The sequence below is a fragment of the Luteipulveratus mongoliensis genome (assembly GCF_001190945.1).
Lineage (GTDB): Bacteria > Actinomycetota > Actinomycetes > Actinomycetales > Dermatophilaceae > Luteipulveratus > Luteipulveratus mongoliensis.
Genome location: NZ_CP011112.1, coordinates 4569325 through 4583283, shown reverse-complemented (window position 1 = coordinate 4583283; position 13959 = coordinate 4569325). Strand labels below are relative to the sequence as shown.

Below are 13959 nucleotides of genomic sequence, written 5' to 3'. Positions count from 1 at the left end.
GCGTGAGCATGCCGCATCGTGCCGCCGCGGCGCGCTGCTGGGGCGTCCACGCCTGGGGCGGTACTAGGTCTGACCCGCCCCGCCCGGTAGCGTGCGCGGAGCAGAGCAGGCCTCCACGGATGGAAAGTGATGACAGGGGCGAAGAAGCGCAGTCGCAGCCTGGTTCCGGGCCTGGTGAAGGGCATGGCCACCACCGCCCGGACGATGACTCGGCCTGCCCACACGCATCAGTACCCCGACGTGAAGCCCGATCTGCCGCCCCGATCGCGTGGTGTGATCGCCCTCCTCGCCGAGAACTGCACGTCCTGCATGCTGTGCGCCCGCGAGTGCCCGGACTGGTGCATCTACATCGACTCCCACAAGGAGACGATCCCGGCCGGGCCGGAAGGTGGCCGCGACCGCCAGCAGAACTCCCTCGATCGCTTCGCGATCGACTTCAGCCTCTGCATGTACTGCGGGATCTGCATCGAGATGTGCCCGTTCGACGCGCTGTTCTGGAGCCCCGAGTTCGAGTACGCCGAGACCGACATCCGCGACCTGCTCCACGAGAAGGAGCGGCTCGGCGAGTGGATGCCCACCGTCCCGCCGCCGCCCGCGCTGGATGCCGGGGCGCCGGAGCCCGGTGAGATCGCCGCCGCCAGCAAACCTGCTCGTACGCCTCGTCCCCGGCCCGCCGCGGCGGGCACCGACCAACCTGCCGCTGGCGACGGGGCGGACTCGTGACGACGCACGACGTCCTGTTCGTGCTCGTCGGGCTCATCACCGCTGCCAGCGCGGTCCTCTCGGTCACGACCAAGCACCTGGTGCACGCCGCTCTGTGGCTCGTGGTCGCGCTCGGTTCGCTCAGCGGCTGTTACCTCGTCCTCGGTGCCGAGCTGGTCGCTCTGGTGCAGCTGCTCGTCTACGTCGGCGCGGTCGTCGTGCTCGTGCTGTTCGCCCTGATGCTCACTCATGCGCCCATCGGTCGCTCCACCGCGCACGACACGAGCGTCACGCAACGAGTCGCCGCGCTGGTCGCCGGGGGAGCGACGGCCGCGCTGCTGTCCGCGACCCTCATCGGCGCGTTCGGTGGCAAGACGGACGTCCGCGGCGGTTCGAACCAGACGCTGGCCAACCAGCTGTTCGGCACCTGGGTGTGGCCCTTCGAGCTGCTGTCGCTGCTGCTGCTCATCGCGCTGGTCGCGGCCCTTGCACTGGCCAGGCTGACCATCACCAAGCCGGCGGCTGCGGAGCCGGTGAAGACCGAAGAGACCCCCGCGGAGGTCTCGTGATCCACCTCGAGCTGCCCCTGCTGCTGGTCGGCATCCTCGCGGGCACCGGCGTCTATGGCATCCTCGCGCGACGCAACGCGGTGCTCGTGCTCATCGGCGTCGAGCTGATCCTCGCCTCCGCCGGTCTGCTGATGGTCACGATGGGCTCGACGCTGCAAGACACCTTGCGCGCCGGCCATGTGCTGACGATCTTCGTGATCACCATCGCCGCGGCCGAGATCGCCGTCGCACTCGCACTGGTCATCGCCGTCTTCCGCGCTCGCGGCAACATCGACGTCTCGCGCGCCGGCGAGGACGACTCATGAATCTGGTGATCGACGGCCCGGTCCAGCCGAGCCACGTCGCGATCGCCCTGCCTGCGCTGGGCGCGGTCCTCACTCTCTTGCTCGTACGCCGGAGCGGGCGCCTGACCTCGGTCATCGCCCACGTGGCCGGTCTGGTCGGTCTCCTTGCTGCGCTGCTGCTCCTCGCGCAGCAGATCGAGGGCGACGCCGACACCGCGCCCGACACGATCGGCTCACTCCCGGTCGGCGGCGGCATCAGCATCCCGATGCACCTGATGATCGACCGCTGGTCGGTGCTCGTCTGTGCCGCCGTCGCGTTCGTGTCCTTCGTGGTGCAGGCCTTCGGCCGCTGGTACCTCTGGTCCGACCCCCGATACCGCCAATTCGCAGCAACCGTAGGCCTGTTCACCGCGGCGATGCAGCTCGTCGTGCTGTCCGGCGACCTCGTGCTGACGCTGGTCGGCTGGGAGCTGATGGGCTGGTGCTCCTACCTGCTGATCGGCCACGAGTCCGAGCGCGAGAAGGCGCGGCGGGCGGCGTACAAGGCCTTCATCGTCACCCGCCTGGCGGATGCGCCACTGCTCGTCGGCATCGCGGCCCTGGCCATCGGCGCGCACAGCACCAACATCGGGACGGTCCTGCAGTTCTGGCAGCAGGAGCCGCGCGTGCACGGCGCGACGCTGTCCGTGGCGATGCTCGGCATCATCTGCGGTGTGCTCGGCAAGTCCGCGCAGATCCCGTTCCAGGACTGGTTGCCGGACGCGATGGAGGGCCCGACGCCGGCGTCCGCGCTCATCCACGCCGCGACCATGGTGGCCGCCGGCACCGTCGTGCTTGGCCGGCTGCTCCCGCTCGTCCAGGTCGCCGAGCACGCGCGCGTGGTCCTGGTCGTGCTGGCCGGACTGACGACCGTCGTTGCGGCGCTTCTGGCGTTCCTGCAGCACGACCTCAAGAAGCTCCTCGCGTGGTCGACCGTCAGCCAGGTCGGCATCATGCTGACCGCGCTCGCGGTGCTCCCCGCCGGCACGCCGCCCGACACCGCGATCGTGCACCTGCTCGGCCACGCGATGTTCAAGGCGCTGCTGTTCCTGATGATCGGCTGGACCACGGTCCTCGTCGGCGGCACGGTCGCCTCACGGCTCTCCGGTGTCATCCGCCGTTACCCCAGCACCCGCCGCATGATGGCGGTCGGCTTCCTCGCGCTCGCTGGGGTCCCGCCGCTGGTCGGCTTTGTCAGCAAGGACCTGGTCATCGACACCGCCGCGCACGCGGCCGGCGACGGCGACGGTCCCGCGCTGCTCGGCCTCGTCTTCCTCGGCACCGTCACGGTGCTCACTGCGGCGTACGCGATGCGCGCCTGGCTGGTGCTGCAGCACACCACGGTCATCGAGCGGCTGACCGAGGTGGAGACGTTCGAGGACAGCTACCAGGTGCGCGACGTCGGCATCGTGGAGCTGCTGCGCGACTCACCCCAGGTCGATGAGTACGGCCACGAGCTGCCCGACCAGGACCCCGCCCTCGGCTACGCCGAGGAGGACAAGGACCTCGCTCCGGAGCCTGGCTCGATCGCCATGGCGGGCCTGACGGGCCTGGCCTTCCTCAGCGTCATCGGCGGTGCCGTCGTCGCCAGTCCGCTGCTGCACATCGACTGGCAGAGCCCGGACTGGCTGCTCGTCGCGGCTGCACTCCTGCTGATGGCGGCGGCTGCGCTCCTGGTGCGGATGGCCTCCCTGCGCACGACCTACGGTGACGCGTCCGACCGGCTGCCTGCGTCGTGGCGCTCGCTCGCTGCGCGCGGGCTCGGCGCTGACACCGTCTACGTCAACGTCGTGGCGCGTCCTGTTCTCGCCCTCGCGCAGCTTGTCGCCGGAGCCGACCGCCGGCTCGAGCAGGGAGTCGAAGCCGCACCTGCGCTCATCCGCTCGCTCGGCGACCACACCGATCGGGTTCACACCCGCCGGCCGACCAGCGGCCTGCTGGCGGTGGTCGGCGGCGTGCTCGTCGTCGCACTCCTGGGGGTGACGCTGTGGTAGCCGTGCTGCTGTGCTCGGTCGTCATCCCTCTGGTGACGGGAGTCGCCCTCCTGGCCGGTGACCGCTTCTCGCCACCGGTCGGCCGTCGTACGTCTTATCTCGTCGCCCTGGCGGGTGCCGTCGCGACGGCGGTCTGCGTCGGCCTGTCCGTGTGGCGCCGCCCCGAGCTGGACCACGAGTGGGTCCCGGCCATCGGCATGCGTCTGCACCTGGCGATCGACGGCATCAGCGCACCACTGCTCGTCCTCACCGCCGTCCTCGGTGTCCTGGTCGTCCTGCACGGTCACATCGAGCCGCCGAGCCGCGTCGGGCAGGGCACGTTCTTCGGCTGCCTGCTGCTCGTCACCGGTGGCGCGATCGCGACGTTCCTGGCCCGCGACGCGGTGCTGTTCTTCCTGGCGTTCGAGGTCGTCCTCATCCCGATGTGGTGGCTGATCAAGGGATTCGGCGATCCGGCACACCGCGCGGGAGCTGCCGCGAAGTTCGTCCTCTACACCGTGCTCGGCTCGACCTTGATGCTCGTCGGCATCCTCGGCATGGTCTACCTCGCGGGCACGTCCGACATCGATCAGCTCGTCGGCGGAGCGGGCATGAGCACCAGCGAGCAAACCGTCCTCGCGGCGATCCTGCTGGTGGGCCTCGGCATCAAGGTGCCGATCTGGCCGCTGCACTCCTGGCTGCCAGCGGCTCACACCGCCGCCCCGACGACCGGCTCGGTCCTGCTCGCCGCGGTGCTGCTCAAGATGGGCACCTACGGCGTCGCACGTCTGGTCGTACCCACCCTCCCCGACGGCGTCGACAACGTCGCGCCCTACGTCGCGGTGCTCGCGGCCATCGGCATCATCTGGGGCGGGCTGGTCTGCCTGGTCGAGCGCTCGCTGAAGCGGTTGATCGCCTGGTCGTCCATCGCGCACATGGGTTTCGTGATGCTCGGCCTGATGAGCGGTACGCGTCTCGGACTGCAGGCCGCGCTCTTCGCCAACATCGCGCACGGCGTCGTCTCGGCGCTGCTGTTCGTGGTGGTCGGTGGCCTCAAGCACCGCTGGGACGGTGACGACCTCACGGTCGCCCGCGCCTCGTTGCGCGACACCGCACCGCGGCTGGGCTTCGCACTGGTCATCGGCATGGCCGCCTCGCTCGGCCTGCCAGGTCTGGCCGGGTTCTGGGGTGAACTCCTCGCGATCACCTCGACCTGGTCACCGGACTCCGACCGTCCGCTCACGCTGTTCCGAGTCCTCGCGGCCGTCGCTGCGCTCGGCACAGTCCTGGCGGCGGCCTACGCCCTGCGGGTGCTGCGCGTGGTGTGGGCCGAGGGCTCGCCGGCCGAGTTCGCACCGCCTGAGCCCGCCGAGGAGTCCGAGGACGAGAGCGCCGAGGAGCCCACGACCGACCCGAGACTGCCGATCGTCGTACCCGACGCTCGTGGCATCGAGTGGCTCGTCGTCGGTGTCCTCGTGCTCGGCACCGTCGGCCTCGGCGTGTTGCCCACGATCCTGCTGCGGACCACCGAACCCGACGTCCTGCAGCTGCTGGGGGTGACCGGCCGATGAACGTCAGCCTCGACTACGGCGTACTCGCGCCGGTCCTGATCCCGGCGCTGGGTGCCGTGCTCATCCTCCTGATCGACGCCGTGGTGCCGCGCCTCGGCCAGTGGCACTGGGCGATCACCGCGGGCATCCTGCTCGTGGGTGCGGCGGCCTGCGTGCCCGGTTTCGTCTCGGACAATGACGCGCGAACGACGTTGTGTCTCAAGGGTTCTCAGTGCCTCTACGTCGCCGATCGCGTCGCCACCACACTTCAGGTCGCGACGCTGGTCACCGCTGCGGTCGTGGCGCTGCTCGTGCTCCCGGTCCCGTCGCCGCGTGAGCGTACGCCGGTCGCAGCCAGCCTCGTCCTCACCGCAGCGGCCGGTGGGGCCGGCGTCGCCGCGGCCCGCGATCTCGGGTCCTGGCTGGTCCTCATCGAGCTCGCGACCGTCCCGACCGTGGCACTGGTGGCGTTCGGGGCGCGGCGTTCGGCGGTCGACGGTGCGCTGTCGCTGCTGACGACGTCGCTGGTGTCCTTCGCCATCCTCGCTCTCGGCGCGGCGATGTGGTTCGCAGCCACGGGGTCGGCCCTGCTCGACGGCGACGCGGTGCTGACCGCTGCCGCGGACCCCGACACCAAGCGCGTACTCGTGCTGAGCGTTGTCCTCATCGTCGCCGGTCTCGGCTTCAAGCTCTCGCTCGTGCCCTTCCACGCCTGGACACCAGAGGCCTACGCCGGTGCCTCGATCCCGATCGGCGCTTTCCTGGCGGTCACCTCCAAGCTCGCCGCCCTGGGTGCCCTGCTGGTCGTCCTACGCGGCATCACCGTGCTCGGCGCCCCTGCTCTCACCGCGATCGGCATCGTCGCCGCGATCTCGATGACGCTCGGCAACGTCATGGCCCTGCGTGAGAACTCCACCTTGCGACTGCTCGCCTGGTCGACCGTGGCACAGGCCGGCTGGGTGATCCTGCCGCTCGCCACCGTGGCCAGCGACGCCGTCCGGGCCGCGGCCGGCTACCTCGTCGTCTATGGCCTCGCCACCCTCGTCGCCTTCGCCGTCGTCACCCAGGTCGCCCACGCGGAGGGCCGCGATCACGCGACCCGGCTGTCGTCGTACGCCGGCCTGTTCCGTCGACGTCCGCTCTCCGCCGTCGCGCTCGCGCTCTCCCTGCTGACGCTGGCCGGCCTGCCGCCCGGCGTGCTCGGGCTGGTCGCCAAGGTGCTGGCCCTGCGGCCGGTCGCCGCCGACGGGCTCTGGTGGCTGGCCGTCGTTGCCGCGATCAACGCGATGCTGGGTGTCGCGGTCTACCTGCGCTGGCTGCTGTCGCTGCTCGGCCACTCGCCTCGCGAGGGCGTCGTCGAACGGCCGCACCCGGTCCACAGCACGCTCGTCATCCTCGGGCTGGTCGCCCTCGCGGTCACCAGCCTGGCCCCGCAGCTGCTGCTCGGCCTCGCCGGCCGCTGACCCGGTCGCTGAGCGCCCGTTCGAGCTCGGCTCCTGAGCGCGGAACAGTCCGACCACCCTGTACGTTTCCTGGGCATGCACAGCCATTTCAACGGTCTCAAGACCGCTGCCCTCTTCGGGGGCATCTGGGCCCTCCTCCTCGGTATCGGCGCACTCGTCGGTGGGGGCAAGTTCATCTGGATCTTCGCTCTCATCGGCGTCGCAACCACCATCTACGGCTACTGGAACAGCGACAAGCTCGCCATCCGGGCCATGCGTGCCTATCCGGTCAGCGAGGCCCAGGCGCCTGCGATGTACCGGATCGTCGCCGAGCTCTCGACCAAGGCCGGCAAGCCGATGCCCCGCCTCTTCATCTCGCCGACCCAGGCGCCCAACGCCTTCGCCACCGGCCGCAACCCGCAGCACGCCGCGGTCTGCTGCACCGAGGGCATCCTGGAGCTGCTCGATGAGCGCGAGCTGCGCGGCGTCCTCGGCCACGAGCTGATGCACGTCTACAACCGCGACATCCTGACCTCGTCGGTCGCCGCCGCGATCGCCGGCATCATCACGTCCGTCGCCCAGATGCTGATGTTCATGAACATCTTCGGTGGTGGCGACGACGAGGACCGTCCCAACCCGCTGGCCCTGATGGCCATGGCGATCCTGGCGCCGATGGCGGCCATGCTGATCCAGATGGCGATCAGCCGCACCCGCGAGTACGACGCAGACGAGGACGGTGCCAAGCTCACCGGCGACCCGCTCGCCCTGGCATCCGCACTGCACAAGCTCGAGACCGGCGTCGCCCGCGCGCCCCTGGCTCCCGAGCCCAAGGTCGTCAACGCCTCGCACATGATGATCGCCAACCCGTTCCGCGCCCAGGACGTCTCCAGGCTGTTCTCGACGCACCCGCCGACCGCTGAGCGGATCGCCCGTCTGGAAGGCATGTCCCGCAGCCAGATCGGCTGATGTGAACGCGTTGCCCGACGGCTGCGCAGCACGGCGCCCGGCCTAGATGACAGAGTGGGAAGATGCCTTCGCTCACCCTCCACGAAGCACAGGAACGCGCGGCGCTGCTCAGCGTCGACGCGTACCGAGTCCAGCTGAACCTCGATCAGGGCGCTGTGACCTTCGGATCCACCACCACCATCACGTTCACCTGCGCCGAGCCCGGCCGAGCGACGTTCCTGGACCTTCAGGCCGACTCGATCGCCTCGATCACGCTCAACGGCACGCCGGTCGAGCCCTCGTCCGCGTCCGACGGGCGGGTGCCGCTGACCGGCCTCCAGGAGCACAACGAGGTCGTCGTCGAGGCCACGATGCGCTACAGCCGCGACGGATCCGGCCTGCACCGCGCCGTAGACCCGGCCGACGGCAAGGTCTACCTCCAGGCCCTGAGCGCGCCGTCCGAGGCGTCCCGCTGGTTCGGCTGCTTCGACCAGCCCGACCTCAAGGCGCCCTTCGACATCGAGGCGACGCTGCCGCAGGACTGGGTGCTGTTCGGCAACGGCGCGCCTGAGCAGCTGAGCCCGACCCGGCGCCGGCTGGCGACCACGCCGCCGCTCGCCCCCTACTTCGTGACGATCATCGCCGGTCACTACATCACCGCGACCGATGAGTACGACGGCATCCCGCTGGCCGTGCACACCCGAGCCTCCCTGGCTGAGCAGCTCGACGCGCAGGTCAGCGACATCTTCGAGATCACCAAGCAGTGCATGGGGTACTACCAGGAGGCCTACCAGTCGGCGTACCCCTACGCGCAGTACCACCAGGCCTTCGTCCCCGAGCTGCCTCCCGGCGTCGGAGCGATGGAGAATCCCGGCTGCGTGACCTTCCGCGACCAGTACCTCTTCGTCGGCTCGATCAGCGAGGGCCAGCTGCTGGAGCGCGCCAACGTCATCGCCCACGAGATGGCGCACATGTGGTTCGGCGACATGGTGACCATGAAGTGGTGGGACGACCTGTGGCTCAACGAGTCCTTCGCCGAGTACATGGCCTACCGCGCGATGACCGAGGCCACTCGGTTCGAGGACGCGTGGGTCAACTTCGGTGCCGCGCGCAAGAGCACCGGCTACGTCATGGACCGCTCGCCGGGCACCCACCCGATCGCCGGAATGCCCGCGCCCGACGTCAGCTCGGCGCTGCAGAACTGCGACATGATCTCCTACGCCAAGGGCGCCAGCGCACTGCGCCAGCTCGCGGCCTACCTCGGCGACGACGCGTTCTTGTCCGGCGTCCGCTGCTACCTGCGCGACCACGCCTGGGGCAACGCCAACCTGGCCGACTTCCTCAAGGCGATGGCCTCGATGAGCGGGCGCGACCTGAGCGCCTGGTCCCGGGCCTGGTTGCAGACCGCCGGCACCGACTCGTTGGCGATCGAGCTCGAGACCGAGGCGGGGCTGATCACGCGAGCCGTGGCGCGGCGTACGACGCCCGAGGAGTTCCCGGCGGAGCGGCCGCACGTCCTGGACATCAGCGGGTTCAGCAACGGCCTGCAGGACGTGTCGCTGGACGTCGAGATCGGGCAGGCCATGCAGGAGCTGCCGGATCTGGTCGGCCAGCCCGTCCCCAAGGTGCTGATCCCCAACGCGTCAGACCTGACGTTCGCGGCGGTCACCTACGACGACCAGACCACGGCTGCGCTGCCTGAGCAGCTCGCCCAGATCCCGGACCCGCTGGCCCGCACCGCCGTGTGGTCCTCCCTCGAGAACGCCGTCGCGCGCGCTCAGGTCGACCCGCGTACCGCCCTCGCGATCGCCGAGCGGGCCCTCCCGCTGGAGCAGAACGACTCGATCCTGGAGCTGGTCTCCAAGTGGGCGCACGACGTCTACTGCCGCCTGTTCCTGCCCGCGCAGGAGCAGCAGCGCTGGGCATCCGCACTGGCCGCGGTCGGTACGACGATTCTCACCTCCGCCGAGCCCGGCAGCTCCCGAGCACTCACCGCGGCGCGTCTCGTGGCTCAGTGCTCGGCCGACACCACGCTGCTGCGCAGCTGGCTGTCCGGCACCGGCCGGCCCGAGTGCCTTGCGGGGGACACCGAGTTCGGCTGGGTGGTCGCGACCAACCTGGCTCGCCAGGGCGAGCTCGAAGAGCACGAGATCGACGGGCTGCTCGAGGACGACAACACTGCTGCTGGTCGGCTGAGTGCCTTGGCTGCCAAGGCGATTCGCCCCACCGAGGACGCCAAGCGATGGGCTTGGACGCAGATGATGACGCCGACCGACCTGTCGTCCGAGGAGCGCGCGGCGCTCGCCTCGACGTTCTGGGTCGCACCCGATGCGGCCCTCGTCCGTCCCTATGTCCCGCGCTACTTCCAGGACACGGTCGCGATGTCGAGCCACACGGCCGGCTTCGCGCTCATGTCGCTCGCCTACAGCGCCTACCCGGTGATTGTCGCGGAGCCCGAGTCGGTCGCGCTCGCCGACCGCGCGATCGCCGACGAGACCATCGACCCGGTGCTGCGCAAGGCCTTCACCGACCAGAGCGGTCGGCAGCGCGAGGTGCTGCGTTCCCGCGAGGCGTTCCCGGCGGCTGAGCCGGCCACAGCGGGCTGACCGGATGCCGTCCCTCCTGCGCGCCGAAGCCGAGGCGCGAGCCGCGCTCATCGACGTCACTCACTACGACGTCCAGCTCGACCTCGACACCGGCGACGAGACATTCGAGTCCACCAGCACGGTCACCTTCGGCTGTCGTGAGCCGGGCGCTGAGACGTTCCTCGACGTCCAGGCGTCCGCCGTGCACTCGATCACGTTGAACGGCAACGAGATCCAGCCGTCCGCGGTGCTGGACGGTCGGGTCACGCTGGCCGATCTGCGGGCCGACAACGAGGTCGTCGTGCGCGCCACGATGGCCTACAGCCGCGACGGCCAAGGGCTGCACCGCGCGATCGACCACGCTGATGGCAAGCACTACGTCTACGGCCACCTGTTCCTGGACGCGGCGCCCAAGGTCTTCGCGTGCTTCGACCAGCCCGATCTCAAGGCGCCCTACGACGTCGCCGTCCGCGCGCCTGAGGACTGGATCGTGCTCGGCAACGGCGACCCGTCGCGCACGGCACCTGGGCAGTGGCGACTGTCGACGACCCGCCCTCTCGCGACGTACTTCGTGACGGTGTGCGCCGGGCCCTACGTGTCGGCGTACGACGAGCACCGAGGCGTGCCGCTGGGAGTGCACGCGCGCGCGTCGTTGGAGCCCGAGCTGCGCGCCCAGGTGGGCCAGATCTTCGAGATCACCAAGCAGTCGTACGACTACTACGACAAGCTGTTCGGCGTTCCCTACGAGTACGGGGAGTACCACCAGGTGTTCGTGCCCGAGTTCAACGCCGGGGCGATGGAAAATCCTGGCTGCGTGACGTTCCGCGACCAGTACCTCTTCCGTGGCGCGTTCACCCGCAACGACGTGATGACCCGCAGCAACACCATCGCGCACGAGCTGGCGCACATGTGGTTCGGCGACATGGTGACGCTGCAGTGGTGGGACGACCTGTGGCTCAACGAGTCGTTCGCCGAATACATGTCCTTCCGAACCCTCTCTGCTGCAACGGAGTTCGACGAGATCTGGGTCGACTTCGGTGTGAGTCGCAAGGTGTGGGGCTACGGCGTCGACCACAGCCCGTCGACCCATCCGATCGCCGGGGGAGAGGCGGTTGACGCAGCATCCGCCCTGATGAACTTCGACGGCATCTCCTACGCCAAGGGCGCATCAGCGCTGCGTCAGCTGATCGCGTTCATCGGGGACGAAGCGTTCCTCGCCGGCATCGGCGCCTACCTGGCCGAGCACCGTTGGGGCAACGCGACATTCGCGGACTTCCTCGCGGCGATGGAGAAGGCGTCCGGACGAGATCTCCAGTCGTGGGCGGAGGCTTGGCTGCGCACAGCAGGCGCGGACACCTTCAAGGTTCAGCTTGAGGCCGCCGACGGTGTCGTGCGCGGAGCCGGCATCTCGCGGCGTACGCCGGAGGCTCACCCTGCGGACCGGCCGCACCGTCTCGACGTGGCGGGTTATCGGGCCGGCGAGCGAGTGCTCGCAGCGCAGCTCACCGTCGAGGGGGCGCATGCCGATCTCGCTGACCTGGTCGGTGGTGATGTCCCGGACCTCGTGATCCCCAACGCCGGCGATCTGACCTGGGCGACCGTCGAGCTCGATGACGCGACGCTGGCGGCGCTGCCCGACCAGCTGGCGTCGGTGCCTGATGAGCAGGCTCGCGCCGTGACCTGGTCGGCTCTCATGTACGGCGTTCGTAGCGCCACGGTCGACCCGCGTCACGCGCACCGAATCATGATGCAGGCGTGGCCGAGCGAGACGTCGCTGCCGATCTTCGAGCGAGTCCCTCTGATCCTGGGCGCCCTGATCGACCGGGCGCTGCGGCCGGACGAGCGACCGAGCGCGCTCCGTGACCGCGAGTCGGCCGCGCGCCAGGCGGCCGACTCGTTCGAGCCGGGCTCGCCCCACTCGGTCGTGGCGGCGCGGCTGATCGCGCAGACGACCGAGGACGAGGACCTGTTGCGGGCGTGGACCCGTGGCGAGCGTCTGCCCCAAGGTCTGGAGTCCGACGACGAGTTCCGCTGGTCAGCGGTGACTCGCCTGGTCGTCCTGGGAGCAGCCGGCGAGGCCGAGATCGACGCCGTGCACGTCCAGGACCGCACGATGGCAGGCGACCAGAATGCGTTGCGCGCCAAGGCAGCCCAGCCGACGGCCGCGGCGAAGTCGTGGGCATGGACCCAGCTCACCACGCGCTCGGGCCGATCCAACTACGAGCTCAACTCCCTGAGCGAAGGCTTCTGGCCGCTGAGCCAGATCGAGCTGCTGACGCCTTACGTCGACCGCTACTTCGAGGACGTCCCGCCGATGGCCGACTGGGTCGGACAGAACGCGTTGCAGCAGGTCGCCACGCTGTCGTTCCCGTGGCCGGTCGTCACGCCTGAGACGCGGGCGGCTGCGGACACCGCACTGCAGCGCGAAGACCTGACCCCCGCCGTACGCCGGGCCATCGTCGACCAGCGGTCGACGCTCGACAACGCGCTGCGCTCTCTCGAGAAGTACGCACGATGAGCCAGACCGCTGGTCGAGTAGACCGGAGCGCTAGCGGAGGTCGTATCGAGACCAAGGTGACGTGGAGCATCCACATCGAGCCGCTCGACGGGAGCGGCGAGGTCTGGGCACGTGAGGCTCCCGACGAGGTGCTGCGCACAGCGTCGGTCGGCAAGCTCATCCTGCTGGCCCTCGTCGCCGAGCGCATCGCGTCCGGCGAGCAAGATCCTGCGGAGCGAATCCGTTGGGAGCAGGACGAATTCGTGCAGGACTCCGGTCTCTGGCATGCCCTCGGCCAGCGTGACCTCTCGGTCGTCGACGCGTGCCGGCTCGTCGGAGCGGTCAGCGACAACCTCGCGACCAACGTCCTCCTGCGGCACGTCGGACTGGACGCAGTGCACACTTACGCTGATCGGCACCAGCTGGCGCCGATGGTCCTGCTCGACCGCATCCGCAACGGGCGCGACCCGTCGCAGGCAGGCGTCGCCGACACGTTGTCGCGCGCATCGGCGGCGTCGGTCGTGCGCTACCTCAAGCTGCTGCACGACGGCACCATCGACCCTATGGTCAAGGACTGGCTGGTTCTCGGCAGCGACCTGTCGATGGTCGCTTCAGCCTTCGGTCTCGACCCATTGGCACACGCCGAGGAGGACCGCGGGGTGCTGCTGGTCAACAAGACCGGCACCGACAGCAGCGTGCGTGCCGACGTCGGTCTCGTGAGCAGCGGCACCCGCACGATCGCGTACGCCGTTCTCGCCAACTGGGACAGAACGCAAGGCGATTCACGCGACGAGGTGCTCTCCCGCATGCGCGAGATCGGCGACGACATCCGCACCGGCCTGACCGCCGGTCGAGTAGCAACGGAGCGCTAGCGGGGTGCGTATCGAGACCAATGCTGACGACGTGGACTGGCGAGCTGATCGCATTGGCGCCGCGCATCGTGGTGACAACCCGACCGTCATCGGGCGTCTTCCGGAGGCGTTCGCCGTGATGGGTGACGTGCAGTGGCTGCCCGGCTACTGCGTACTGCTGACAGACGATTCGGCCGTCGGTCGGCTCACCGATCTGCCGCGTGCGCGTCGGCTGTCCTATCTCGAGAGTGTCGAGCGATTGTCAACTGCGGTCGAAGAAGCCTGTGCCGCAAGCGATCCCGGGTTTCGCCGGGTCAATATTGAGATCCTCGGCAACACCGACCCGTACCTCCACACGCACATCTTTCCGCGGTACGAGTGGGAGCCGGCCGATCTCATCGGCGGTCCTGTGTGGTGGTACTCGCGTGATCGCTGGAGCGACCCGTCCACGGCGCTCGGTCCGCAGCACGACCAGCTGCGTGCGGCGATCGGCGACCGTCTCGTCTGACACAGCAAGATCCT

General features: G+C 69.5%; 11 protein-coding genes. All 11 read left to right on the top strand.

Annotation, left to right across the window (positions count from 1 at the left end; translation table 11 throughout):
• Positions 1–129 precede the first annotated feature (129 nt).
• The 11 genes from VV02_RS21725 (at position 130) to VV02_RS21675 (ending at position 13945) form a co-directional block, all read left to right on the top strand.
• On the top strand, positions 130–723 hold the full coding sequence (locus tag VV02_RS21725) for a NuoI/complex I 23 kDa subunit family protein (protein ID WP_052595006.1): 594 nt from the start codon (positions 130–132) through the stop codon (positions 721–723).
• Entirely contained in the window at positions 720–1271 is a 552-nt protein-coding gene (locus VV02_RS21720; protein ID WP_052595003.1) for an NADH-quinone oxidoreductase subunit J family protein, read from the top strand. Before VV02_RS21725 ends, VV02_RS21720 begins: the two co-directional genes overlap by 4 nt.
• A complete protein-coding gene (gene nuoK / locus VV02_RS21715; protein ID WP_052595001.1) occupies positions 1268–1576 on the top strand; it encodes an NADH-quinone oxidoreductase subunit NuoK in 309 nt (102 codons plus the stop codon). The genes VV02_RS21720 and nuoK overlap by 4 nt, the downstream gene beginning before the upstream one ends.
• A complete protein-coding gene (locus tag VV02_RS21710) occupies positions 1573–3588 on the top strand; it encodes an NADH-quinone oxidoreductase subunit 5 family protein (RefSeq protein WP_052594999.1) in 2016 nt (671 codons plus the stop codon). Before nuoK ends, VV02_RS21710 begins: the two co-directional genes overlap by 4 nt.
• Complete coding sequence (locus VV02_RS21705) at positions 3582–5138, top strand: complex I subunit 4 family protein (protein WP_052594998.1); 1557 nt, start codon at positions 3582–3584, stop codon at positions 5136–5138. The genes VV02_RS21710 and VV02_RS21705 overlap by 7 nt, the downstream gene beginning before the upstream one ends.
• The gene (locus tag VV02_RS21700) at positions 5135–6580 is read left to right on the top strand and encodes an NADH-quinone oxidoreductase subunit N (protein ID WP_052594996.1); all 1446 of its coding nucleotides are present in this window, start codon (positions 5135–5137) and stop codon (positions 6578–6580) included. Before VV02_RS21705 ends, VV02_RS21700 begins: the two co-directional genes overlap by 4 nt.
• A 75-nt stretch (positions 6581–6655) precedes the next feature.
• Positions 6656–7525: a zinc metalloprotease HtpX gene (gene htpX / locus VV02_RS21695; RefSeq protein WP_052594994.1), complete on the top strand. Its 870-nt coding sequence runs from the start codon at positions 6656–6658 to the stop codon at positions 7523–7525.
• A gap of 62 nt (positions 7526–7587) precedes the next feature.
• Positions 7588–10110 carry an aminopeptidase N gene (gene pepN, locus VV02_RS21690; protein ID WP_052594992.1) on the top strand — a complete coding sequence of 841 codons (2523 nt, stop codon included), beginning with the start codon at positions 7588–7590 and terminating at the stop codon, positions 10108–10110.
• Positions 10111–10114: 4 nt separating this feature from the next.
• Positions 10115–12607 (top strand): aminopeptidase N, encoded by a 2493-nt coding sequence (pepN, locus tag VV02_RS21685; protein ID WP_052594989.1) that lies wholly within the window; start codon positions 10115–10117, stop codon positions 12605–12607.
• The gene (locus VV02_RS21680; RefSeq protein ID WP_083450343.1) at positions 12604–13458 is read left to right on the top strand and encodes a serine hydrolase; all 855 of its coding nucleotides are present in this window, start codon (positions 12604–12606) and stop codon (positions 13456–13458) included. Before pepN (VV02_RS21685) ends, VV02_RS21680 begins: the two co-directional genes overlap by 4 nt.
• A gap of 4 nt (positions 13459–13462) precedes the next feature.
• Positions 13463–13945, top strand: coding sequence for an HIT family protein (locus VV02_RS21675; RefSeq protein ID WP_245633161.1), 483 nt, complete (start codon positions 13463–13465; stop codon positions 13943–13945).
• The last annotated feature ends 14 nt before the right edge of the window (positions 13946–13959 follow it).

Excerpts from the sequence above, each read along its gene's own strand:
- VV02_RS21725 (WP_052595006.1), top strand. The coding sequence starts at position 130 with ATGACAGGGGCGAAGAAGCGCAGTCGCAGCCTGGTTCCGGGCCTGGTG.
- VV02_RS21710 (WP_052594999.1), top strand. The coding sequence starts at position 1,573 with ATGAATCTGGTGATCGACGGCCCGGTCCAGCCGAGCCACGTCGCGATC.
- VV02_RS21700 (WP_052594996.1), top strand. The coding sequence starts at position 5,135 with ATGAACGTCAGCCTCGACTACGGCGTACTCGCGCCGGTCCTGATCCCG.
- htpX (WP_052594994.1), top strand. The coding sequence starts at position 6,656 with ATGCACAGCCATTTCAACGGTCTCAAGACCGCTGCCCTCTTCGGGGGC.
- pepN (WP_052594992.1), top strand. The coding sequence starts at position 7,588 with ATGCCTTCGCTCACCCTCCACGAAGCACAGGAACGCGCGGCGCTGCTC.
- pepN (WP_052594989.1), top strand. The coding sequence starts at position 10,115 with ATGCCGTCCCTCCTGCGCGCCGAAGCCGAGGCGCGAGCCGCGCTCATC.
- VV02_RS21680 (WP_083450343.1), top strand. The coding sequence starts at position 12,604 with ATGAGCCAGACCGCTGGTCGAGTAGACCGGAGCGCTAGCGGAGGTCGT.